This window comes from Lactiplantibacillus songbeiensis, from assembly GCF_005405125.1.
In the GTDB taxonomy this organism is placed as follows: domain Bacteria; phylum Bacillota; class Bacilli; order Lactobacillales; family Lactobacillaceae; genus Lactiplantibacillus; species Lactiplantibacillus songbeiensis.
The window spans coordinates 13,527-37,121 of the sequence record NZ_BJDL01000033.1; the positions used below are offsets into that span (position 1 = coordinate 13,527).

A 23,595-nucleotide genomic window follows, 5' to 3' on the forward strand; every position below is an offset into this window, starting at 1 on the left:
CAATTACAATTATAATTCACAATAATTTGTGCTTAAACACAAATTACTACTAATCAAGGAGTGACAACATGCAACAGATAATTATAGGTTATGCGCGGGTCTCAACTGCTGAAAATCGGCAGGAACTTGGACTAGAGTTACAATTACGGGCCTTAAAAGATAATGCGTGTGATGTTATCTTTTCAGATCAGCTTTCAGGAAGCAATGATCAGCGGCCAGAATTTAATCAAGCGGTGACATTGGCTAAGAAAAAAGCCGCTGCGGGGTGGCAAGTTAAATTTATGGTGTATAAACTAGACCGATTATCGCGACGGACGGTGAAAATGATTACAACAATTGATGACTTAACGCAACATCAGGTACAAGTAATCTCGTTATGTGAACAACTTGATATGTCAACACCGACTGGTATTTTACAATATCAGATTTTGGCCACGTTTAGTGAGTATGAGTTAAATACGATTCGTCAACGCACACGGGATGCTTTGGCAGAACTAAAGAAACATGGTCAAAAGTTAGGTCGGCCAAGGTTAGCAACTGATGTCGAGCAGCGTATCTGTCAGCTTTATCAAATTAGTGATTATCCGGTAAAGATGATTGCTAAAGAGTGTCGGGTTGCCGTATCGACTATCTATAATGTGGCGAAGCGAAATCAGCTAAGTAGGCGTAAATCAGCCTTGACTAATCGTTAATTAATTATGATAATATAAACTAGCAACTTGATAGGCCACTAGTACAAAAAACGACCGTTTATTGTAGTTACGTACATATACAACTTAATCCGCTTTCAAACCTTGCTAAAGCTTAATTTAGCAAGGTTCATTTTTTTCGACTGTTAAGTCCATTTAACGGTCGTTTTTTGTAGTTATTTTTAAAAGTTGGGTTCGTAAATGTGAAAATAGTGAAAAGAGGTGGGAAAACCTACTTTATGGAACTATCAGCAGTGTAAAGCTTTTTTTAATAGTCATTTAACTGGCATCATAATTTGTTTAAGCGAGTTGGCACTCGTTTGAGAGGAGTAGTACGGAACGTATGCGTATATGGAGAATTGGGTTGATCATGGGGATTTTAGGACTGAGTGCGGTGGGTCTGGCTGGATGCCAATCGAAGCCACATGCAGCTACTAAGGTGCCATTAAAAGTTGCCATGCAAACCTATCAAGACAAAGATGGGCAAGATAAATTGACCTTTGGCAAGCACCATCGTTTTTGGCGGCAGGTTGTGACGCAATCAGGAACGGTTACGCGTGACCTGCAAACGGGAACTTACCAAACGAAACGGCAACAGTTGATTTTAAACATTGATCAAACACAACGGGCTACTTACAAAAACAAGCAGGATCTAACAACTAACCAAGTCCCTTTAACCTTAAGTAATCAACAAGCCGGTGGTTACAATGAGCAGACAGTGCTGACTAAAACTGCTACTCAATCGGTGACGTTACAAGTTAAAGGCAACAAGTTAGTTGATCCGCAAACAGAGCAACCTTTAGCACGGCAAAAGCAGTTCTCAAACACAGGTGCCACAACGCTTAAACAAGTTAATCAGCAGTATACCAAAACCGGCGCCGATGCAGTTAACCAACGGACGTTTGTGGCTAAGTTACCGCAACAAACGCTATGGATTGCCTTCAATGGTGATCATACTTGGCAGATGCATGTGATTAATCGGCCACAACGAACCGATACGTATGACCAAGGAACTTGGCAAGTTGACCATCAGCGATTACAGACTAAATCGACTGGTGCTATTCGGCAATTTAAGATTAAAGGTGCGGTTGTTAATCCGACCAATTATCAAAGCTTGACCGAGTTAACCGCTGCACAATTGGGCCGCTATCAGTTTAGTATCAACGGATCATACGTGCAGGTTAAGACGGCCGATAAGACAGTCAACTTACAGCGCTTAGCAACAATAGATATTAAAACTGTTGCAATGGCCCAGAATCAGTATTTGACGACGACAAAGCAAGTATTGACGGCTAATAACCCGTTTAAGTCCCAAGCTGCCTTTAAAAATTGGTTGAATCAACATCATGCAACGACACAACAGCTTGCTAACAAGCAATCCTTTAAACAGGCGACTGGTTTGAAAGTGGTTTATGTTAGCGGGCCATTTGTGCTGGCTAGTGATGGTCAAGTGTATCAGCAACGCGTCACTGGCTGGGAAGTCGCTGGTGAACAGACGGCGGCGTTACCGATGATTAAAGATTAAGTGTGTTTGTTATTTTGGAGGAATAGATATGAAAGAAAATAGACAAGTCACTGCAATGGGTAAGCGGCGATTAAATTGAAAATAAAGACAATTATTACAGCTAGTATGTTAGCTGGCTTACTACTCAGTGGCTGTCAGGCTAAAGACCCAGTTAAAAAACAAGCTACTTCAGCATCCAACACGAGTTCTAAAGTTGCTAAGCAATCGGTTGCCAGTTCTAAGCAGGTGAGTTCAACTAAAAAAGAAACGCCACCAGCATCTGAAATGACTACCGTGTTGTCAAAACTATCAGCCAAGTTACCAGAAGATGATAGTACACAAAATAATGGTGAAGTGACTTACTCGCAGTTCTACTATCAAAATGATAACTGGCATTGGAAGATGTCATCGAAGCAACGTGGAACGATTATTGGTGGCAAGGTTCAGTCGTTAACCAAAACAGATGCCAGCTATAAATTAGCGATGGTCACGGATAGTGGGGAACAGTATCAATTGACTCTGGATTATGATCTGGATGAAAACGCCGAATATTACACCGTTACTGCTAAAGCTAATGGGCAAAGTGTTAAAGGCACCTATATTCTGGGCGATAATAGTGCAGCTTGGACAGCTGGGGTTCCGACTACCTTACGAGGAACTTGGTCGACTGATTTTTATCAAGCCGATACCGGTAATAAGAAATATCCTTACGTTCGGACTCGTTTTCATTTTAGTGATCAAAGCCTAGTTGGTAATACAAATACTTATACTAAAAATTATACGTTTGGTATGGAGGGTGCTGGTTGGGGTGCTAATCAGGATCCAGAATATAAGCAATTAAATGCAACAACGTATTTATTAAAAACTCATGGAGTAAATGGCAATTTGTTCGAAGTTTATCTTGCTAAGCTAAACGGCCGTTCATTATCGTTAGGACTTACTAATGCACCAGCAACCTTTACTAAGGTATCAAGTTCACCAACCAAAAGTCTAGGCTACGATGATAATCCTGCTAAAAATTTAACTGAAAATCAGGTTGAAGATTGGATTAGCCGTCATATTACGGATTTTAATCATACGACACATGATGTTAAGAAGGCCGGATACATGTTTAGTAAGGACAAAAAAGGCATTTTAAATATTGATGTTCGCGATGTTGATTATAAGTACACCGTCCCATCTATCGGCTTTTTCAGGATTACTAAAGATGGTGTGCTGGAGGCTGAAGATATGGCAGATGGTGGTCAGTCATGGTATCCAGTCTCAGATGACCCTAATCGGTAAGGTGATTCTAAAGTATATGTCATGAAACTAAAGGAATAGTAATGCCCTTGGATGATGGTAATGGTGTTTTTGAGATTAGACTTCGTCGGCATATAAAAAGAAAAGTATATGGGTAAAAGTATTGAATGTTAAAACGAGATGTGTTCATCAATTGGTTTGTGATCGACAACATCCGCAATGGTAAGTTCCTTTGAAGGGGCAATTCATGAAATTAAAAAGATGGCAATATTTAGTAATGTTAGCAGCGTTACTTTTCGGATTAGGTGCTGTGGGAAGCTTTAGCAACACTAACACAGCGACACCAACTGTTAATGCCGCAACTAAGCATTATATTAAGTGGCACGGTAAATATTATCGTTCAAAGTATACTTTGAAAACGATGCGTAAAAAGAAGCATTTGAAATATAAATTTTATGGCTATGGTTATGACAATAAATTTGTAGGAATTACTAAGTCTGCGATTACTGGTTGGTATTCAGCCAATCCAGCATCTAAGAAAGAAGTTCATGTTAAGCATCATAAAGGCACCTATGCAAAGTTTGATACTGATCCTGTTAGTATTGGTCATACAGTTCATTTTGTGAATCTCAAAACTGGCCACGTTTATAAATATGAATACGACGAATATTACGGTAATTAATAAGGGGATAGCACGATGCAAAAATTGATTAAGATCAGTGCGTTATCGTTAATAAGTTTACTGATTTTAAGTGGCTGTGGGAAGCAAGCCGCACAGCCAGCTAAAAACAGTTCATCTAGTAAGAGTAGTCAGGTTGTAAAAGCTGCCAGTAGTAAAGCTAGTAGTCGTCAGTCCAGTCAATCAGTAACGCAGGCTAAAACAACTAAGCCAGCTAAAACAGATACAGTGGGCGATGCCTTGGCTAACTTAACGACTAAGCTACCAGAAGATACGGCTACTCAGAATAACAATGAGCTGACGTATTCACGTTTCTATCAAAGTAATCAGCACTGGTATTGGGAGTTAAGTTCAAGTAAACGCGGCGTATTTGCAGAAGGCCAAGTGAAGTCACTTAGTAAACAAAGCGGTGGCTACTTGTTAAGTATGCAATCCAGTGCTGGGCAACAATATCAGTTGCAGCTAACATGGTTGGATGATCAACATCAATCCTATCAAGTACAGACGTCATATTTGAGTATTAGTGGTAAGTATAGTGCTGACTATGCTAATCAAAGTAGTCAGTCATCTGCTAATGGCTCTAACGTGGATACTAAGAATTTGACGGAAGACCAATTAATTGACTGGGCTTGGTTACATTATGCGCCTAATGTTAGATCTGGTTTTGGTAGAGAAGACTTTTTCTTTATGTTTAACCAAGAGGATGATGGGACGGTTTCGGTTGATATTCGCGAAAACCATGATAGTAAACATATGCGTGCAGCTCATATGGCGCGGAGTGTTGCACCACGTGTGGCTACGTATCGGGTAAATGCCAAAGGTGAGTTGGAGTCCTATGATGTTGCTCATAATTCATATAAGGTAGTTGCGACTCAATACGGCGAATAATTGACCGGTTAGGAGCGGGGGCCCAATGAAAAAAGTAGTTTTAATTGTCACTGGAATAATTGTTGCGGTGTTACTAATCTTTGGCGGGTTGCAGTGGATTGGTAGTCAATCTAATCGTTCATCAGTGACTAATACAGCCCCACAAACCAGTGAGTCTCAGTCTAAGCCATCAAAGAGCAGTAGTTCAATGACAACAAGTCAGTCTAGTTCGCAAAAAGTGCGTGTCACTCATGCTAAGGCAGCTAGCCAAGCTAATGAGTTATCGATGAACAGGAATACGTTAACTGATTTAAGCCATTCTCGGGCTGAGCAAGTGAGTACGATTAGCAATCGTGAGGTGACTTTTTCTGAGTTTTGGGAAAATAACGGGAACTGGTACTGGACGTTGTCATCTGATCAACGTGGTAGTTTTGAAAATACCAAGATTACGGCGGTGACTAAGCAGGGTAACCAGTATCAAATGAACGCTGTTACGACTACTGCTCCTAAGGATGTTCACTTAGTTTTAAACGTGGTTAAGTTGGCTGGTGGCTATGAGTTACAAACGGACTTTCAGCATATTCGTGGTATTTATGATAATGGACAATCCGTCGATAACGTTAGCGACCATGGTAGTGATCTATTAAGTGACCACTCAGAACAAGCAACTGAAGGCAAGTTGACCCGGGATAATCATGAGGTGACGTATTCTGACTTTTATCAAGCTAGCGATGGCTGGCATTGGCGATTGCATTCAAAAGAGCGCGGGACGATTGAAGACGGTCGAATAAGAGCAATGAAGACGTATGATGATATGCCATATCTTTATGTAACGAGTGCCGTTGATCCTAACCAGACGAAGTATGTGTTGCAGTTTGATGTCCATAAAAATGGTGAGTATTGGATTCAAACTAATTATCAGCATCTAGAGGGCCAATACTTGCCTTAAGGCTACTGTGTATTGAAGAGAAAAAGGGTGCCATATGAAAAAAGTAATTTTAGTCGTGACTGGGATGATTATTACTGTGTTACTAGTCTTTGGTGGTTTGGAATGGATTGGTAGTCAACCGGATCATTCAGATGCGGCGAGTCAAGCTAGTTCGTCTAAGGCAACTAGTCAGCAATCGTCTAGTCAATCATTGGTCAGTAGCAGTGCGGTTAGTGAAAGTAGTTCATCAGCAGTTGCGCAATCTAGTGTGAGTGCTACGGATAGTGAGACTGGGGAGAAGTTATCCGCTGATGATAGCAGTGCGTTGGATGATTTGAAGGGAACACGGGCGGAAGAGACTAGCACGATTAATAATAAAGAAGTGACATTCTCACAATTCTATCGGGCCAGTGGTTCCTGGAATTGGGTCATTCAATCACAACAACGCGGTACGATTGCAGTAACTGATATAACTTCGATTAATAAGCAAGGTAATCAGTATCAAATGAAGGCTCACGAGGCTGATTCGAATGTGACTGATAATTTAACCGTTAATGTGCACTCAGATGGAAGCTATGATTTACGCTCCAATAGTCTGAATTTGCATGGCGAGTATGGTAGTCAGGCAGATAATCCTAATAAAATTAGTCATGATGTCAGTGAATTAATCGATATTCATGGTGAGAAGGTAAAGGAAGATTCATCAACGCGGAATAATGGTGAAATCACGTATTCGGAATTTTACGAAGGTAGTGATGGTGGTCATTGGCGAATTAGTTCTAATAAACGAGGCACGATTGAAGACGGTCGAATTGATTCAATTGAAAGTGTTGATGTGGGGGCTGCGCTGTTGCATATGACAAGCGATGTAGATCCTAGTAAACCGTCATATGATTTATATGTGATGCCAGCTAATAATGCTGATTTCTTCTATGAAATTCAGACGGATTATCAGCACTTGCATGGGATGTATGACAATCCAGGGTAAAAGACTATTAAAGGGGGAAGACAGGCTGACATGGATAGTAGTACAAAAACTTTTTTAGACATATTAGTCGCGATTCCTAAAATTTATTGTTTGGCATTAATTTTGTTTATTGTTATCAAACTATTTCAGAATACGTTAACTGCTGGCGACTTTAAACAATTTAAAAGCTGGTTTAGCAAGATTGATATCGGATACCTGGTGATTAGTTTCTTGTTTGTAGTAGCGGAAAACATAGCAGAAAATATGCTAGATTGGGTCATAATGTTACTGTTATTAATTCTTGTTAAGACGTTGAGTGCTAGTGCTTTGCGGCTATATCATCGACTTTCAATTGTCATGATACTGTATGTTATCGAACTGTTTTCGTTATTGGCTCATTTTGATACACCGGTATTATTGACGGAAACTTTGTGGGTCATTGAAATTGGAATCATCATGTTTTCAATGGCTTTTTATCTGCTATTAGTAATTCGATTACATCATGACAGGGGAAAATTAAGGTGATTAATTTTGGATGAAAAGAAAAAGCGTAGTTTTAAAGATGAGTCATTAAACTTGGATGAAGAATTTGATCAAGAATATGCCAAAAAGAAAATAGACCAAGCTAATCAAAAAGTGCATCATGCTCATCATTTTTACGGTGGTTCATATGTCGTTGTTTTTAAAATTGCCAATGTTATCGTTGCTTTGGCTGTTGCAGGGTTGATCCTATTCATAGCGCAACTCTGGAAAGATGACTTTACCTATGGCTTGATACCGGCAATTGTAGTCGGACTCATTATTTGGTATGTGAATAATTTTATCGTCAAGCAATTTGAAAATATCAGTATTATTGCTAAAAATTCGACTAAAATTTTGAATATTTTAGCGGATCAAGAAGCGCGGAAGCATCAATAAAAAGAATTCAAGTAATTATTAAAAGGGAGATCTTTAGCATGTCATTGAACAAATTAGTTATTGCATCGTTGGCGGGAGTTTCGTTATTAGGGGGCATGGTTGTTACTAGTACACCGGCGATGGCGAAGTCTAAGACGTTTAAGTACTATGAAGGTAACGATAAAGTTGACGCACTCCATAAAAAATATAAAAGTATGGATAAATATACTTTAAATAAAACATTTAAAGTTCAGTATTCAGGAATACTTAAGCTTAATCATTTATATGTCTTTCATGTTTCCCCAAAACACAGTAAATATCAAACTTGGGTTAAAGTAACTGGAAAATTAATTAATAAGGGTTATGGTCAGATTGCATTGGGCATTACTCATACTAATAATGAAGGCAAGTATCCAGGTGTTATCAACTCACATGTATCATTAAAAAACGCTGTTCCCTTTAAAGCAGCGCAGAGCATATCATACGGACCTATCGGATGTCCTTTTTACGAAGAAAGACGAGTTAATTCAAAGAGTTCACAGTCATTTGATTTGATTTTGCACACAAAGCAAGCTACTAAAAAGTTAGGAACTTCTACGCTGGTGTTACGAACAGCAGGTATCCCATCTGATGGTAGTAAAGTTGCTAACAATACAAAAGTGGTTAAGTTAAATTTGAATTAGTTAATATCAAGATAATGCTAATTCTATCTAGAGACTAGAATCGTTTTACGTATTATCCGTTAAGCTTGACTGGAAACTTTAATCCCTTGGGTAATCTAAAAAATGGAAATAACGACTGATGTTGAATCGTAGTAAGTCAATATAAAACTGTTGTTTCTTATACTTTCTGATTATATGTATGGAGGTGAATGATGAGAATATTAGGTGCGTCCAAAAGCCCCAAAGTGGCTTTAATCATGGCTATTTTTCTTGTTAGTATTACATCGAATGCTTGTGGAAGAAGCTCACAAACTTCTAGTTTGTCGAATCACAGTACTAAAATTAGCCGTGCAAAACGTATTACTCAGTCTGAATCAAGGGATGAAAGTCAATCAAAAGAAAAAGCGAACAAAGAATCCGAATCTAGCCATTTAGATTATCTTGCTGAAAGCAGATTGGGCGATGCTTATGATGAAGATATATATGGGAAAGATAAGACAAGCAATGAACAAATGTATTCAATATTTGAAATCATAGGTGGTAAGAAGGTTTTGCGGGCGATTTCGGCTAATAATGGTGATGTAGGCGTTAGTGTGTATGTAGTTGGGTTAACGCGAGTTGGACAATCGACAATGAAGTATAAAATTGATGCTAAAGACCGGGCTACTGGTGAACAGGGTATCATTTACTTTACTTGGCTTGATGAAAGTTTATCACGTTATAAAGTATATTCGGATGACTATAATATTGATAGAGTATATACGGTTAAGCATGACAGATCCGTCATGAAAAACGCTCAGAGTAAGCTTCAAGAAAGTCGTCGAGATGAACAGGTCTCGTCGGATCGAGAGGCTAACGTTGATAATGACGATGGAGAATCGATTAAAATGCCTGGTGATACGCAGGAGGGGAAACAGTCCAATCCATTTTAAAATACACGAGTATTTTTTAAGATCTGTTATATTTTAGTGGATTAATAGACGCTAGAATATCAGGAACAAGAATTTAAGCAATTATTAAAGAGGAGATTTTTAGCATGTCATTGAACAAATTAGTTATTGCATCGTTGGCAGGAGTTTCGTTATTAGGGGGCTTGGTTGTTACCAGTACACCGGCGATGGCGAAGTCTAAGACTTTTAAATACTATGACAATAATAGTTCCAAGCATTATAAAAAGTATCAAAGCATGAACAAATACACGTTAAACAAAAAATTCACTGTACGATATTCTGGAACAGTTAAGATTAATCATATTTATGTTTTTCATGTTTCACCAATGCGCAGTAAATACCAAACTTGGGTAAAAGTAAGTGGTAGGTTAACTAATAACAGCACTGGTCGTATTGCTTTAGGAAAATCGGCACATTACAGCGATAGTGATGATTACTATTATGTTCCTAATTCAGAAATATCATTAGCAACGAGTGTACCGCTGAAGGCTTCGAAAGCATTGTCGTTTGGACCAATTGGTGATTCTTGGAATGATGGGTTAGGATCGCATTACTGGGAAAAGTTTGATTTGATTTTACACACAAAGTCGGCAACTTCAAAATTGGGAGCATCTACTTTAAAGTTTCGAACATCATATGAAGGTGAAACTTCTAATAAGGTTATTAATACTACTAAAACCATTAAGCTAAACTTGAACTAGTCAAGTAGTTGTTGGAAAAAATGGTTATGAGGGATTAACTGGTGTCTCTCGTTTTTTTTCTGTGAGTCTAGAAAAGGAATTAAGCAATCTGATTCTTATAAATGTAAATCAGGGATGGTCTAAAGTAGTGTTGGAGGATGTAAAGTGAAAAAATTAATATCAAGTTTAATACTGTGTATTTCAGTGTTTGGTATTGCAGTCTGCCTAAATAATGTCAATGTATCAGCTAGTCGGCATTCAAGTGTTGTGACTAAAAAAGTATCAAAGCGTAAAACGGTTTCAAAGAAAAAGAAGGCTAAAAAGTACGGCTACAAACTGACAAATCTGAAAGCAAAAATAGTGCCGTACAAAGTTAAAAAGGGAACGAAAATTAACTTGGTAGAGGTGACTGGAGAATTAAAGGTTTCCAAAAAATCTTTAGCAAAGAAATATGAAGTAACTGGAATGAATTATGTAACTTGTGACGGAGAATGGACTGACGACGTATCTAAAGATAATACTTTTGCTACGATGGAGCTTGGTGTCCTTAAAAGAACAAAGACAACCCTATTCTCAAAGTCATCACCTAAACATGTTTGGGTTACAGCCATTAGTGATACTGGCGGTGACTATACTACAAAATATGGATTTTATAAATTATCAGCCACAAGAAAAGTAGCAGTTAAACAAGCTAAGCGTTAGTACAAGTGGAAAAGCCTCAAAAGATAAGTAGTACTAGCAAATAGTGTGGTCATTGATTTGTTGATTCACTTTAGTAGAGTAGCACACATTACACAAAAGAGGCCTAACAATCTGATGGTTGTTGGGTTTCTTTTGTGTAACCAGCATGTAGCGTAAAAATCGGTTTACTTTTTAGGAGTGGTGTCGGGGTTTATCGGGATACGTAGGTCTAAATCATTACTTTGTCCAATATTGAACTCAGGATAATTCGATTACTCAAATAAAAATCATCGACAACTTTCATTTTATATTTAGATGAGTATCCGATTCTATATTGAAAATAGGCTAATAATGATGATGCTTGGATGAACGTGTCAAAATAATATAAAAATGGAACTTGAGTTATATCACGTAATTACAGTTAGAAAGCCTGATCAGGTGACTATTTACTTATAGATTACGAGCTTGTAGTGGGCTATCCAATGAAAGACGGAGGTATGGCGCGTATAATGATGATATTGGATAATCTGTTTTATTTGTCCCAACAAGCATGGTGGCAAACGCTCAAAGATATTTTTACGTTATTGGCAGGCTTAGTAGCATTAGTGACACTGGTGTTAAACACTAAAGGCTAGACGTTTAAATAATACGATGAGTGTTGTTGATTTCTATAATCAAGATGTTCGTCAGTGTTTAATTCGAACTTTCAAGGGTTATAAGATACTGTTACATCAACAAGCAGATATTCATCAAGGTGAGAAAAACGCTTTGGCAGAATTGGCAGATGTACCGGAAGCTGTTCATTGTTTAGATGAATTAGGGCTATACTTGATTCATTCGGTTGATAAACCGCTAGTTTTAACCGTTATTTCTAGTGAGGCTAGCCGTTTCTTAGAAGATGAAGATATTTTTGAAATTGTTGATTTATTGGTAGCGACTTCTAGTTCGATTGGCATCAGAAGCTTATATCGGGATTTAAAAATGGAGCGTGATTTGCATGCAAGATTCAATAACTAAACAGGCCTCGCAACATCAATCAACTGAAGATAAAAGGACGCCGTCAATTGACGAAGAATCATTGGCTGCGGTCAATCGGATGCGTCGTGAACTCAGACAGCCGCCGTTACGGATGGCTAAATATTTGGAACTAATCCGAACACCAGATCAACGAATGGCGCGGATGTTGGCGCGACCACATTATCGTTTTCATTGGTGGCAGCGACTGTTTGGATGAGTGTGAGGCGTTAGCCTTGTAGTTTGTTAAATAACCCAGTATAATTCAAAATGAAATAAGAGATTCGCTGCTATAAGTGCGACCGATAAAATAAGAGATTCGCTGCTATAAGTGCGACCGATAAAATAGGAGATTCGCTGCCAAAAGTGCGACCGATATTAGCGGGGGTGACAACATGGTCATCTGCCGCTTTTTTCGTTAAGGGGGATAACGTGGAGTTAGGGTATGTTGATGAGGGGTATGTTAATTATTTACGTCAAGCTGACCACCGGGTATTGATGAATAAGCATCAGCGTCCTTATCTTGGGGCAGTCTTACAAGTAGCGGGGGGACTGTACTTTGCGCCACTGGAAACGGCCAAGTCAGGTAAACGAGTGAGTAATCAAATTTCAGTTAAAGTTTGGGATGAACAGGGAGAACAGGATCAACCGATTAGTTATATCTTGCTGAATGACATGATACCGATTGATTTAGTATATTGGCATCCCATCAAGATGGATCAATTGCGGTTAACTCAACCGGTTCGTTATCGGATGTTGTTGAAAGAACAGCATTTTATGCGGAAACATGTCGCACAAATCATGAATAAAGCGGAGCGAGTCTATAGAAATCGCACTCAAAAGAAAATTCCATTCATCAATCAGATGTGCTTGGATTTTAAGTTACTTGAACGTGCAGCAAAAAAATATCAGGATTAAATAATGGCTAAGAACATTGTTGATCTTTCATCAATTGATAGTAAGTCTTATCACCAGTTAGTACTGACTGCTAAGGCTGAGGCTAATATTGATGAAGTATCTAATAAATTGGAATTTCAAACCATGGGAATTCAATCAGGTACGATTGATGACTAGCAGTTAATTGGTATATTTGCTAATTCAATTAAAACCTACTGTATGGCCAATGCCATGGCTTTTGAGCGTTGCAAACAAAGTAGAGATTATGTTCAACTAGAGCGACTAATTCAAGAATGGGGTTATAAGGATGAGTAAAATTACTGGAATTTCTGATGCTGAAATCGATCGAATCTTCCAAGAACATGTAGATTGGGGCGGCGTGCACATGACGAAGGAAAAAGTAAACAAAGCGTTACATGCCGCTTGGGAGAAGAAGCGTTTAGCAGAAGCCACCGCCCAAGCTAACGACAATCAAAAACCAAGCAAGTAAGCCTAGTTTCATTTCAACGTAATCGCACTAAGAATTCCGCCTGTTCACGGTTCCAAACCTTGAATTTAGCCGGTTTATTTGTTAAACTACTAACCGTATGTTTAAACATAAATCGAATAAATAAAAGAAAAGAGGAGTCACAATGTCAGGACATTCAAAATGGCATAACATTCAAGGGCGTAAAAACGCTCAAGATGCTAAACGTGGGAAGATTTTCCAAAAAATCTCTCGTGAACTTTATATGGCTGTAAAAGCCGGGGGTCCTGATCCAGATTCTAACTCGAATTTGCGGTTGATCATGGATAAGGCCAAAGCTGCCAACATGCCTAAAGATAACATCAAACGGGCAGTTGATAAAGGTAGTGGCTCCGGTGCGGCGAACTACGAAGAAGTTGTCTACGAAGGCTACGGCCCTGGTGGTATTGCGGTGTTAGTTCACGCTTTGACGGATAACAAGAACCGGACCGCAGCTGCGGTTCGTTCAGCGTTCACCCATCATGGTGGGGCCTTAGCTGCAACCGGTGCGGTTAGTTACATGTTTGATCGGAAGGGTTACATCGTCATCGAACGTGCTGATCTTGACACGGATGAAGATACGATGTTAATGGATGTTTTAGATGCTGGTGGCGATGATTTACAATCTAGCGACGAAGCCTTTGAAATTTACACTGACCCTAAACAATTAGCAGAAGTTCGGGATGCGTTACAAGAAAAAGGGTATACTTTAGCAACTGCTGAATTAACCATGATTCCTGAAAACTTAACCGATGTTCCTGCTGATAAAGTTGAAAAGTTACAACACATGCTTGAAGAACTCGAAGATAACGACGACGTATCAGATGTCTACGAAGCCGCTAACTTCCCAGAAGACTAGCAAGCTGACATTAGCGACTAAGTCATTCCCAATTGGTGAGTGGCCTAGCCGCTTTTTGTTTACCCAAAATGGGTTCTAACTGGTTTATTGGCAAGCAGTTTGCTAAAATTAAGCTATTGAGGACTTGAAGGGACGAAAATTTCATGAATAAAGTAACCGTATTAGGTAGTTTAAATGTTGATACGATTTTGCGGTTTAAACGGTTTCCAAAACCAGGTGAGACCTTGCCACTAACTGGCAAAAGTATTGCTGGCGGTGGCAAGGGTGCCAACCAAGCCATTGCCGCTGCGCGTGCGGGCGCCCAGACGACCTTTATCGGTAAGGTTGGTCAAGATCAAGAAGGTAACTTTATGGTCAAACAACTGACTGATAGCGGCGTTGATGATCAGTACGTTGCCCATAGTGATCAGGCGGCCACGGGTTCGGCGTTCATTCTGCTGGATAGCAGTAGTGAGAACCGGATTCTGATTGATGGCGGGACTAATCAGCAGGTGACCGCAGCCGATGTTGATGCTGCAAAGCCAGCGATTGCGGCTAGCGACTTTTTGATTGCCCAATTTGAAACACCATTAGCGGCGACTGAACATGGTTTTGAATTAGCCAAGGCTGCGGGTACAGCAACTATCTTAAATCCAGCGCCAGCGACCATGGCGGTACCAGCGAGCTTGTTAGCCTTAACCGACCTAATCGCCCCAAATGAAACGGAGACCGAAACGTTGACTGGGGTGCATATTACGGATGAGCGCTCGATGATTAAAGCGGCCACTAACTTGCAACAACAAGGCGTGGCCAACGTGATTATCACCGTCGGCAGTCACGGCGCGTTTTGGATGCGGGGGACGGCACATGGTTTTGTTCCCGCCTACAAAGTGAATGCCGTGGATACGACGGCAGCTGGCGATACCTTTATCGGTGCGTTGAGTTCAGTCTTACAGTCCGACTTTAGTAATTTAGCGGCGGCGGTGCGGTTTGCTAACCGGGCCTCGTCACTAGCTGTACAACAATTAGGGGCGCAACCATCAATTCCCACGAAAGCTGAGATTCAAGCAGCCGAACGCGCTTAGGACGTAAATTTAAATAAAAACTGTGAACGAGTGAGTTAAATTAATTTTTAACTTGCTCGTTTTTTTTAATTGGAAAAACCGGGTTTTACGGAGTTGGTAGTGAAAGGAGCGAGTTAAGTGTCAGTTGAAGTCCAGTTAAGTACCATCATTCAGGCCGCAGTCGATCAGCAGGCCAGTGATATTTATTGGTTGCCGACCGCGGAAGCCTATCAAGTTTTAATTCAAGCTACTGGTCAATTGACAACGCTAATGACTTTGGAAGTCGACCGCGGCCAGCAGTTGATTAATCATATTAAGTATCGGAGCAATATGGCCATCAGTGACCATCGCCGCCCACAACTTGGCGCGATGACGATGACCGTTTCGCAAGCGGTACTCAACATGCGGATCTCAACCGTGGGTGATTTTTTAGGTCGGGAGTCCTTAGTCTTACGATTGCTCTATCCGGATAGCCCGGCGAATTTACAGTATTTAGTGCCAACCCAACGCGTCACGTTACAGCGACAATTGCAGCAAAGTGGGTTAATTATTTTTTCGGGACCAATGGGGTCAGGGAAGACCACGACCATGTATGATTTAGTTCGCGAATATGGCGGACAAAAAGTGGTGATGACGATTGAGGATCCCGTTGAAATCTACGAGCCCCAATTTTTACAGTTACAAGTGAATCCCGCGGCCCAAATGGCGTATGCGGATTTATTGAAAGTCGGGTTACGGCATCACCCGGAAGTCTTTATCATTGGTGAAATTCGGGACGCAGAGACCGCTCAGATTGCGGTTCAAGCTGCTTTGAGTGGACATTTAGTGTTGAGCACTTTGCATGCGCGGGGTGTCTACGGGGTATTACCACGGTTAGAACAATTAGGTGTTGATCGGGGCACCTTATTGCAGGCACTAGCGACGGTCACGTATCAGCGGTTGTTACCATTAACAGATGGGACGCAAGCGACGATATTTGATATTGTGACGGATTCGACGCAATTGTCGATGGCCGAAACTGGTCAATTAATGACCGCGGAATGGAGGCGATTAATTGAAGCACAAGTCACAAGCGGCCACCTCGACACGACCGTGGCCCAACAGCTTACGGGGGACTAAGCGCTTATCAGTTAAAGTACAAGCAGGGTTATTTGAAACGCTTGCGGATTTAATTACGAATGGGTTTTCCCTGCGCGCCGCGATGAGCTTTGTCGTGGATGTCCAAGGGCGGCAGTATGCTGGTTTACGGGTGGCAATTACTCAGTTAGAATGCGGTGAAGATTTGGCCACTGCTTTACAGGACTATATTGCGGTGGATTTATATTACCAGTTATTAATCGCAGAGCAGCATGGTGAATTAGTGTCGACATTAGTTCAAGCAGGGCGATTAATGCGGACAAAAGCTGCACAGCAGCAACAGATTCGACGATTACTACAATATCCGTTAGTGCTGCTGGCGTTGTTAGTGGGGACCTTGATCGTGGTTAAGACGGCAATTTTACCGAATTTTGATCAAGCACTCACTGCGCCAGCAAGTGCCCTGTCCTGGCAGCTGATTTTAGGCAGCTTAGCGAGCATTTGCGGGTTAGCGGCACTATTAGTCATTGGTCAGCTTAAACGGCTACCAGTCCGCGCTCGTTACCAGCAATTAGCCCGCTGGCCATTAGTTGGTCCATTAATTCGGACCTATTGCGGCTATTATCTGGCTTTAAATGCCGGGATGCTGTTGTCGGGGGGACTGGGATTACGGGCGATTTGTGAAGTGAGTCGGCAGTTTAAAAGTCAATCCTTGTTGCAGCAACAGGGTACGGCGGTTGAAAAAGCTTTATTAGCTGGCCAATCATTAACCACGATTATTCATGGTGATCGGCTGCTGCCAGATGAATTAGCCGTGTTAGTTGGTAAAGAGAGTCCACCCGAACAGCTCAGTAAAGAATTGATTTATTTTGCAACGTTGCAATATGACCGGCTTGTCCGGGATTTGAATCGGCTCATCAGCTGGATTCAGCCATTAATGTTTATGGTGATTGCCGTTGTAATTGTTGGCACGTATCTGAACATCTTGTTACCGATGTACAACTCAATGGGGGAATTAGGAAAATGATGACATTAAAAAAAGTAATGCGGAAGAGTTTAGCACCACAAAAAGGGTTTACTTTAATCGAAATGGTGATCGTTTTAGCAATCATTGCATTGTTGATGTTGATTATTGTACCGAACTTGAATACACAAAGAAAATCTGCACATGAGCGTCAAAGTGCAGCATTGGTCACAGTGGTTCAAAATCAAGCTGAAATGTATATTAATGATTTTGATGTGAAAGATCCAAGTGAAGTGACTGTAAAACTGCTCGAAGATAAAGGTTATTTGACTTCAAAACAAGCAAAGCAAGCAAACGATGAAAAAATTCAAACGGTAAAACCAGACAAAAACAATGCTAAGCCGGCTAGCTAAACGTCATCAAGCCTTTACGTTGCTAGAATCAGTCATTGTGTTGACGCTGTTAGGAACAATGTTACTGATTGGCATTTATCGATTTCCATCACGCCAACGTCAATTAACAGACGAAAAAATGTTTTGGGAACGATTTAGTACGGTTTGGAATCAAAGTGTTTTTCTTTCAAGCAGTCAGCGGCAAGCGTATTTTATTCAGTTTGAGCAATACGAAAGACAAATCGTGGTTGATCACGTTGACAAAGTGAGCGGAGAGAGACGAAGTGTCATCATTCCATTTCCAGAAACGCTAAAATTAGACGTTACTGGAAATAAATCTCTGGTCGTTATTTATCCGAGTGGTCATACGACTGTTACGACAATCAAGTTTACCTCTCAAATAAGTGGAAAAACGTCACTAAGCTTTCAATTTGGTTGGGGGGCGTATCGTGTTAAAAAGAACTAATCCGTCCCATGCCGGTTTTGTTATGGCGGAAACGATGATTTCATTATCGATTTTAACAAGTGTTCTCTTGTTTTGGGGCAATATGGAAGTGATGATGCAACAACATGAACGTCGACTGGTGAGAACAGTGCACTCGGAAAGAATTCAATATGAAAAGTATCAGCTGAGCGTTCCAGCAGTTAGTCGTAGGCTAAAGTATGTTAAATAGACATAGGGGATTTACGATGATTGAAGTGATGCTGTCGCTAAGTGTTTTATTAATAATAGGCGGCATGATTATTCAAGGCGAGCGCAATATTTTTACGCGCTCTCATCGACCATTGCCTGAAGTAGAGTGGTATTTAATGTTACATGAATTAGAAAATCCAGTCCATAATTTTCAAATTAGTCAAAATAATCAGATCTCAACTATCACAAGAAGTAAAGAAAGTAGAAAGGGAAAAACCAAACCAGCTATAACGTTTACTTTTATGTATGCAGCAAAGCTACATGATTTGCGTATCAGATCGTCAGGTGGTGGTTTTATGGTCCTAATGACTAATGTAAAATCATTCAAAATTGATGAAAATCATAATTTATCCGTCACCACCCTAAAAGGCCAAACCTTCAAGTCTCGACTATTACTCCCAAAGGTGGCTGAAAAATGAAGCATCGCGGCACAGTCTTATTCTCAGTTTTAAGCTTTGTCTTAATCTTTAGTGCGTTTGAAACGTATCGTTATCTCAACTACGTGCAACGGCAACAAGTCTATCAAACGTTGATCAATGACTATCGTCACCCGACTAAGTTAACTGTGCAAAAACACACAAAGTCAGTGCAATCGACGCGGTCAAAAGCCAGAACAACATCTACGCAAAAAGAGAACGCTTCCGCTCGTCACCGGGGCTCCAGCTTGAATTAGCAGCTGAAAATCGGTAAGATAAGTGCGTATCAAGTATTTTCGAAGAGGTGAGCATTCTGGCACAAGCAGAAACTGAGACTTTATACAAAGTCTTAGATCAATCAGTGACAATTTTAATGCAACAACTATCAGTTTCCTACGTCGATGCGTTAATCGAAACTGGTGATAACTTATTGGGGCAGACGGTGCAGGTCGAAGCCGGCCAACCGGATGCTGAACATGTGGCGGAACTAACGAAACTTTATGCATCGGTTCAATTGAGCCAATTAGATGCCGAAACGATTCGTCGAGCCATTCAATTAGCACTTTTAAAAGCGATTCATAGTGATCGCGTAGATCCTAATCATCAGATGACGCCAGATTCAATCGGGTTATTGACGGCTTATTTAATTGCGAAGCTAGTTGGCCCAAATGACAAACTATCCATTTTAGATATTGCGGTTGGTACCGGGAACATGTTAACAACGGTGATGAATCAGTTACAACCAACTCGGAAAGCCACGATTCAAGGCTATGGGGTTGATAATGATGATAACCAATTAGCAATTGCGGCGATGAGTATGGATTTGCAACAATCTAAAGTGGAACTGTTCCATCAAGATGCGATTGATCCTTTAGTGATGCCTAAAACTGAAATTGCAATCGGGGATTTACCAGTGGGTTATTACCCATTGGATGAACGGGTACAAGATTTTAAGACTAAAGCAACCAATGGGCATTCCTATGTGCATCATTTGATGATGGAACGGGCAATGTCGCAATTACAACCCGGTGGCTGGGGTGTCTTCTTGGTACCAACGAACATCTTCCAGTCACAAGAAGCCCAAGGGTTACTCAAGTGGATGAGTTCGGCAGCCTATTTACAAGGTTTGCTAAATTTACCAACGAATCTATTCCTAGACGAAAAGTCGCGTAAATCGGTGGTTGTCTTACAAAAACGGGGGGCCAAAGCTAAACAAGCTGGCAAAGTTTTATTAGGCGAGTTCCCATCGTTTGAAGATACCCGCGCGTTTGAAGCTTTCACGGCCCAGATTGACGACTGGGTTGGTCAAAATATTAGTCGTTAAGGAGTGAGTCGATTTGGGGAAGACGATTGCGATTAATGCGGGCAGTTCCACGTTAAAGTTTAAGTTATTTGAAATGCCACAAGAGCAAGTGATTGCCAGTGGTGCGGTTGAACGCATCGGATTTGATGAATCACCGGTGCATATTCGATACGGATTGGATCACAAGTATCAAGAACGTGAAGTTGTGCCGAATCATCAAACGGCGGTGAACATTATTCTTGATGAATTGATCAAGCTGCATATTATTGCGACCTATGATGAAATCACCGGGGTCGGTCACCGGGTCGTTGCTGGCGGGGAAATCTTTAAGGATTCCGTATTGATTACGGATGCAGTCTTACAAAAGATTGAGGACCTAGCCGAATATGCGCCTTTGCACAATCCGGCTAATGCAGTTGGCATTCGGGCGTTTAAAAAGATTCTGCCAAATGTCCCAGCCGTTGCCGTGTTTGACACATCGTTTCATACGAGTATGCCAAAAGTGAACTATCTGTATTCATTACCGTATGAATACTATCAGAAGTTCGGGGCCCGGAAGTTCGGCGCTCATGGCACGAGTCACCGCTATGTGGCCGGTCGGGCAGCTAAACTATTGGGTCGGCCGTTAGCGGATTTGAAATTGATTACGGTGCATTTAGGGGCTGGGAGTTCAATTACAGCCATTCAAAATGGTCAAAGCTTGGATACGTCGATGGGTTTTACGCCCTTAGCTGGGATTACGATGGCCACACGTTCGGGGGATGTTGACCCGTCGTTAGTAGCATATCTCATGCAAAAGTTGAATATTTCCGATCCCGATGCGATGTTGAAGATTTTAAATACCAAGTCGGGTTTACTCGGTATTGCCGGGTCCGCGGATATGCAAGAGTTAGAAGCACGTTGTGACCATGATCCACAGGCCCAACTGGCGATTGACATTTTTGTCAACCGGATCGTCAAGTATATCGGCGCTTATATTGCTGAAATGCAAGGTGTGGATGCAATCGTGATTACGGCTGGGATTGGTGAACGTGATGCCAAGATGCGGCAACGGATTGCGGATCGGCTAGGTTACTTTGGGGTCAAGCTTGATCCCCATAAGAACCAAGTCAGTGGAGTCGAACGGGATCTGAGTGCCGCCGATGCGACGACCCGAATCGTGTTGATTCCAACGGATGAGGAACTGATGATTGCGCGGGATGTTGAACGGATTGGCCATCCGGATCAATCTAAATAGCTCAAGTGAAACGTATTTAGCAGGCAACTGTTAGATACGTTTTTTGTGTTCACCTGAAAGTTATTCATTTTAATGTGCTTTAGTTTCACATTACTCATGTTAATTGGTTAGTTAAGTAACATTTTAGCAGTTGGAGGTTGAGTCCTACTAGTTAGCTATTGATAGCGCTTGCGACGCTTGGCTTCTAATGAGTCTAGCATAAACAGGTCTATACCAAAATGGCTAAAAGTTCAATGTGCACCCTTTTGAATGCCACTAAAAGCACCGGTATAATAAGGTCAAGGGGAGTGTGCTTAACTATGAAAGAAAGTCAGCAGCCACAAGATGAACAATTGTCGCGTGGTTTAAAAAGTCGGCATGTGCAGTTAATTGCGATTGGCGGCACGATTGGGACTGGTCTGTTCTTAGGGGCCGGACAGTCTATCCACTTGGCTGGGCCGTCAATTCTGATCGCGTACTTAGTGACCGGCTTGATGTGTTTCTTATTGATGCGAGCGTTAGGTGAGTTATTATTATCTGATCTTAATACCCATTCATATATTGACTTTATTCGTCAATACTTGGGTGAAAAGACTGGTTTTGTTGCTGGGTGGACTTATTGGGTCTGCTGGGTGACGATTGCGATGGCTGAAATTACCGCCGCTGGTGAGTATATGCAGTTCTGGTTCCCAAAATTACCACAATGGGTGCCAGGCGTCATCATCTTACTATTATTATTGGCCTTAAATTCGGTCAACGTCTCAGCTTTTGGGGAAACTGAGTTTTGGTTCGCCATTATCAAGATTGCGGCGATTGTTGCCTTGATTGTGGTCGGGATCGTCATGGTCGTGTTCAGCGTGAAGACGCCAGTCGGTCATGCCAGCTTAGGCAACTTAGTTAATTATGGTGGCTTTATGCCCCACGGTATCAAAGGGTTAGTGCTATCCTTCCAGATGGTCCTGTTTAGTTTTATTGGGATTGAAATGGTTGGGATGACGGCTTCTGAAACCGAAGATCCTAAAAAAGTGATTCCTAAAGCGATTGATAACATTCCATTACGGATTATTTTATTTTATGTTGGCTCGTTATTTTTCTTAATGTGTATGTATCCATGGCGTTATTTCTCGGCGGCACACAGTCCCTTTGTACAAGTTTTTACCAACTTAGGGGTAACCGCTGCGGCAGCCATTATCAACTTTGTCGTTTTAACTGCGGCCGCATCGTCATGTAACAGTGCCTTATTCAGTACCGGGCGGATGTTGTTCTCATTAACTTATGGCAAAAAAGGGAAGTTTGCCCATTCGATGGGGCAGTTGTCAAGCAGTCAAGTGCCACGCAATGCCTTGCGTTTTTCAACGCTAGTGATTGGCATCGCGGTATTGCTTAACTTGGTAATGCCTGGCAAAGTCTTTTCACTAATTGCCAGTGTGTCGACGACTTGTTTCATCTTTATCTGGGGGGCGATTGTTTTAGCCCACCTCGCATATCGTAAGCAAGCCGGCAGACCTGATAAGCAGCAATTTCGGATGCCGTTCTTCCCAATCTCTGATTATCTGATTTTGATTTTCCTCGGTTTCATTGCCGTGGTGCTCTGCTTAAAGTCAGAAACGTTGATTGCCTTAATTGCGGCGGCCATTTGGATCATCGTGCTCTATAGTATTAAAGTGATTGATGATCGAATGCATCGGTCAACCCTAAAATAATGCTCAAAGTCGATCAACTAATTGGTGATCGGCTTTTTATTTGGTTTGAACTGAACCGCAGCAGTGCCTTTTAGGGGGCTAAGCGGTACAATTAAAAGTGATTTGAATTTAGGTTAAAATGAGGGACATTATGCAATATTTTACTTCAGATACACATTTTTATCATAAAGATTTATTAGGGATGAATGATTTTGCACCCCGGCCGTTCCCGGACGTTGAAACGATGAATCAAACGATTATTGATCATTGGAATGCACGCGTGACCGATCACGACACCGTCTATCACCTGGGTGACGTGGCCTTATACTTCACGCATCCCGCCCAATTATCTAATCAACAGGTTTGTGCAATTTTATGCCAATTACATGGTAAAATTGTGTTTATTAAGGGTAACCATGATTCACGCGCCTTTTTCAAATATTTAGCGGCGCATGATCCCCAATTAAATGGCCAACCGAAGTTTGAATTCCATGACGTTGGGGTGCTGATCAAGTATGATCATCGCCAATATTATATGACCCATTACCCGATGATGATGGGGATCGTTAAGCAGATCATTAACTTGCACGGTCATATCCATCATTATGCGGTGAACATCAAGGAAAATTTGAACGTCGGTGTCGATACGCCGGAGACGGCTTATTTAGATCATCCTGTGCCATTTGGCGCGCCGTTTTCGTTAGCGGAGATTGAGCAGATGGTTCAAGGCAAGGCGGACGATTTCGCTAAGCGGCAGTAGGGGTGTGCTTGACCGGTTTCATGGAAT

32 protein-coding genes are annotated in these 23,595 nt (G+C 41.2%); all 32 read left to right on the forward strand.

Translation table 11 applies throughout. From position 1 onward, the window contains the following. The first annotated feature begins 68 nt into the window (after positions 1-68). On the forward strand, positions 69-692 hold the full coding sequence (locus FFM77_RS12460; RefSeq protein ID WP_137636095.1) for a recombinase family protein: 624 nt from the start codon (positions 69-71) through the stop codon (positions 690-692). 340 nt (positions 693-1,032) lie between these two features. Further along, positions 1,033-2,214, forward strand: coding sequence for a hypothetical protein (locus FFM77_RS12465; RefSeq protein WP_137636096.1), 1,182 nt, complete (start codon positions 1,033-1,035; stop codon positions 2,212-2,214). Positions 2,215-2,289: 75 nt separating this feature from the next. After that, on the forward strand, positions 2,290-3,477 hold the full coding sequence (locus tag FFM77_RS12470; protein WP_137636097.1) for a hypothetical protein: 1,188 nt from the start codon (positions 2,290-2,292) through the stop codon (positions 3,475-3,477). Between the two features lie 205 nt (positions 3,478-3,682). Beyond that, on the forward strand, positions 3,683-4,117 hold the full coding sequence (locus tag FFM77_RS12475) for a hypothetical protein (protein WP_137636098.1): 435 nt from the start codon (positions 3,683-3,685) through the stop codon (positions 4,115-4,117). 15 nt (positions 4,118-4,132) lie between these two features. Next, complete coding sequence (locus tag FFM77_RS12480; RefSeq protein ID WP_137636099.1) at positions 4,133-5,002, forward strand: hypothetical protein; 870 nt, start codon at positions 4,133-4,135, stop codon at positions 5,000-5,002. A 25-nt stretch (positions 5,003-5,027) separates the two neighbouring features. Beyond that, a complete protein-coding gene (locus FFM77_RS12485) occupies positions 5,028-5,930 on the forward strand; it encodes a hypothetical protein (RefSeq protein WP_137636100.1) in 903 nt (300 codons plus the stop codon). Positions 5,931-5,964: 34 nt separating this feature from the next. Beyond that, the gene (locus FFM77_RS12490; protein WP_137636101.1) at positions 5,965-6,897 is read left to right on the forward strand and encodes a hypothetical protein; all 933 of its coding nucleotides are present in this window, start codon (positions 5,965-5,967) and stop codon (positions 6,895-6,897) included. 30 nt (positions 6,898-6,927) lie between these two features. Further along, positions 6,928-7,401, forward strand: coding sequence for a hypothetical protein (locus FFM77_RS12495; RefSeq protein ID WP_137636102.1), 474 nt, complete (start codon positions 6,928-6,930; stop codon positions 7,399-7,401). A gap of 6 nt (positions 7,402-7,407) precedes the next feature. Beyond that, entirely contained in the window at positions 7,408-7,794 is a 387-nt protein-coding gene (locus tag FFM77_RS12500) for a hypothetical protein (protein WP_137636103.1), read from the forward strand. 38 nt (positions 7,795-7,832) lie between these two features. After that, entirely contained in the window at positions 7,833-8,456 is a 624-nt protein-coding gene (locus tag FFM77_RS12505) for a hypothetical protein (protein WP_137636104.1), read from the forward strand. Positions 8,457-8,644: 188 nt separating this feature from the next. Continuing rightward, complete coding sequence (locus FFM77_RS12510; protein WP_171001629.1) at positions 8,645-9,367, forward strand: hypothetical protein; 723 nt, start codon at positions 8,645-8,647, stop codon at positions 9,365-9,367. Between the two features lie 104 nt (positions 9,368-9,471). Further along, positions 9,472-10,086: a hypothetical protein gene (locus FFM77_RS12515; RefSeq protein ID WP_137636106.1), complete on the forward strand. Its 615-nt coding sequence runs from the start codon at positions 9,472-9,474 to the stop codon at positions 10,084-10,086. Positions 10,087-10,230: 144 nt separating this feature from the next. After that, positions 10,231-10,767, forward strand: coding sequence for a hypothetical protein (locus tag FFM77_RS12520; protein ID WP_137636107.1), 537 nt, complete (start codon positions 10,231-10,233; stop codon positions 10,765-10,767). 461 nt (positions 10,768-11,228) lie between these two features. Continuing rightward, entirely contained in the window at positions 11,229-11,381 is a 153-nt protein-coding gene (locus FFM77_RS14060; protein ID WP_171001630.1) for a hypothetical protein, read from the forward strand. 16 nt (positions 11,382-11,397) lie between these two features. Beyond that, entirely contained in the window at positions 11,398-11,763 is a 366-nt protein-coding gene (locus FFM77_RS12525) for a hypothetical protein (protein ID WP_137636108.1), read from the forward strand. Then, positions 11,744-11,980: a hypothetical protein gene (locus FFM77_RS12530; RefSeq protein ID WP_137636109.1), complete on the forward strand. Its 237-nt coding sequence runs from the start codon at positions 11,744-11,746 to the stop codon at positions 11,978-11,980. The genes FFM77_RS12525 and FFM77_RS12530 overlap by 20 nt, the downstream gene beginning before the upstream one ends. A gap of 212 nt (positions 11,981-12,192) precedes the next feature. Then, positions 12,193-12,678 carry a type III toxin-antitoxin system ToxN/AbiQ family toxin gene (locus FFM77_RS12535; protein ID WP_171001631.1) on the forward strand — a complete coding sequence of 162 codons (486 nt, stop codon included), beginning with the start codon at positions 12,193-12,195 and terminating at the stop codon, positions 12,676-12,678. 3 nt (positions 12,679-12,681) lie between these two features. Next, a complete protein-coding gene (locus tag FFM77_RS14065) occupies positions 12,682-12,834 on the forward strand; it encodes a hypothetical protein (protein ID WP_171001632.1) in 153 nt (50 codons plus the stop codon). Positions 12,835-12,964: 130 nt separating this feature from the next. Next, a complete protein-coding gene (locus tag FFM77_RS12540; protein ID WP_137636111.1) occupies positions 12,965-13,147 on the forward strand; it encodes a hypothetical protein in 183 nt (60 codons plus the stop codon). 142 nt (positions 13,148-13,289) lie between these two features. Next, positions 13,290-14,021 carry a YebC/PmpR family DNA-binding transcriptional regulator gene (locus FFM77_RS12545; RefSeq protein ID WP_137636112.1) on the forward strand — a complete coding sequence of 244 codons (732 nt, stop codon included), beginning with the start codon at positions 13,290-13,292 and terminating at the stop codon, positions 14,019-14,021. Between the two features lie 143 nt (positions 14,022-14,164). Next, positions 14,165-15,085, forward strand: a complete 921-nt coding sequence (gene rbsK / locus FFM77_RS12550; protein ID WP_137636113.1) for a ribokinase — start codon at positions 14,165-14,167, stop codon at positions 15,083-15,085. A 117-nt stretch (positions 15,086-15,202) separates the two neighbouring features. Beyond that, entirely contained in the window at positions 15,203-16,183 is a 981-nt protein-coding gene (comGA, locus tag FFM77_RS12555) for a competence type IV pilus ATPase ComGA (RefSeq protein ID WP_137636114.1), read from the forward strand. Beyond that, positions 16,119-17,168, forward strand: a complete 1,050-nt coding sequence (locus tag FFM77_RS12560) for a type II secretion system F family protein (RefSeq protein ID WP_137636115.1) — start codon at positions 16,119-16,121, stop codon at positions 17,166-17,168. The genes comGA and FFM77_RS12560 overlap by 65 nt, the downstream gene beginning before the upstream one ends. Then, positions 17,165-17,518, forward strand: a complete 354-nt coding sequence (gene comGC, locus FFM77_RS12565; protein WP_379893384.1) for a competence type IV pilus major pilin ComGC — start codon at positions 17,165-17,167, stop codon at positions 17,516-17,518. The genes FFM77_RS12560 and comGC overlap by 4 nt, the downstream gene beginning before the upstream one ends. 19 nt (positions 17,519-17,537) lie before the next feature. Further along, positions 17,538-17,963, forward strand: coding sequence for a hypothetical protein (locus FFM77_RS12570; protein ID WP_171001633.1), 426 nt, complete (start codon positions 17,538-17,540; stop codon positions 17,961-17,963). Then, positions 17,947-18,171, forward strand: coding sequence for a hypothetical protein (locus tag FFM77_RS12575; RefSeq protein ID WP_137636117.1), 225 nt, complete (start codon positions 17,947-17,949; stop codon positions 18,169-18,171). The genes FFM77_RS12570 and FFM77_RS12575 overlap by 17 nt, the downstream gene beginning before the upstream one ends. Continuing rightward, positions 18,161-18,610 (forward strand): prepilin-type N-terminal cleavage/methylation domain-containing protein, encoded by a 450-nt coding sequence (locus FFM77_RS12580; protein ID WP_137636118.1) that lies wholly within the window; start codon positions 18,161-18,163, stop codon positions 18,608-18,610. The genes FFM77_RS12575 and FFM77_RS12580 overlap by 11 nt, the downstream gene beginning before the upstream one ends. Then, entirely contained in the window at positions 18,607-18,864 is a 258-nt protein-coding gene (locus FFM77_RS12585) for a hypothetical protein (RefSeq protein ID WP_137636119.1), read from the forward strand. The genes FFM77_RS12580 and FFM77_RS12585 overlap by 4 nt, the downstream gene beginning before the upstream one ends. Before the next feature lie 56 nt (positions 18,865-18,920). After that, positions 18,921-19,931: a class I SAM-dependent methyltransferase gene (locus FFM77_RS12590; protein WP_137636131.1), complete on the forward strand. Its 1,011-nt coding sequence runs from the start codon at positions 18,921-18,923 to the stop codon at positions 19,929-19,931. A gap of 13 nt (positions 19,932-19,944) precedes the next feature. Beyond that, on the forward strand, positions 19,945-21,147 hold the full coding sequence (locus FFM77_RS12595; RefSeq protein WP_137636120.1) for an acetate/propionate family kinase: 1,203 nt from the start codon (positions 19,945-19,947) through the stop codon (positions 21,145-21,147). Between the two features lie 299 nt (positions 21,148-21,446). Further along, complete coding sequence (locus FFM77_RS12600) at positions 21,447-22,829, forward strand: amino acid permease (protein ID WP_137636121.1); 1,383 nt, start codon at positions 21,447-21,449, stop codon at positions 22,827-22,829. A 130-nt stretch (positions 22,830-22,959) separates the two neighbouring features. Continuing rightward, positions 22,960-23,568: a metallophosphoesterase family protein gene (locus FFM77_RS12605; protein WP_137636122.1), complete on the forward strand. Its 609-nt coding sequence runs from the start codon at positions 22,960-22,962 to the stop codon at positions 23,566-23,568. Positions 23,569-23,595: the final 27 nt, after the last annotated feature.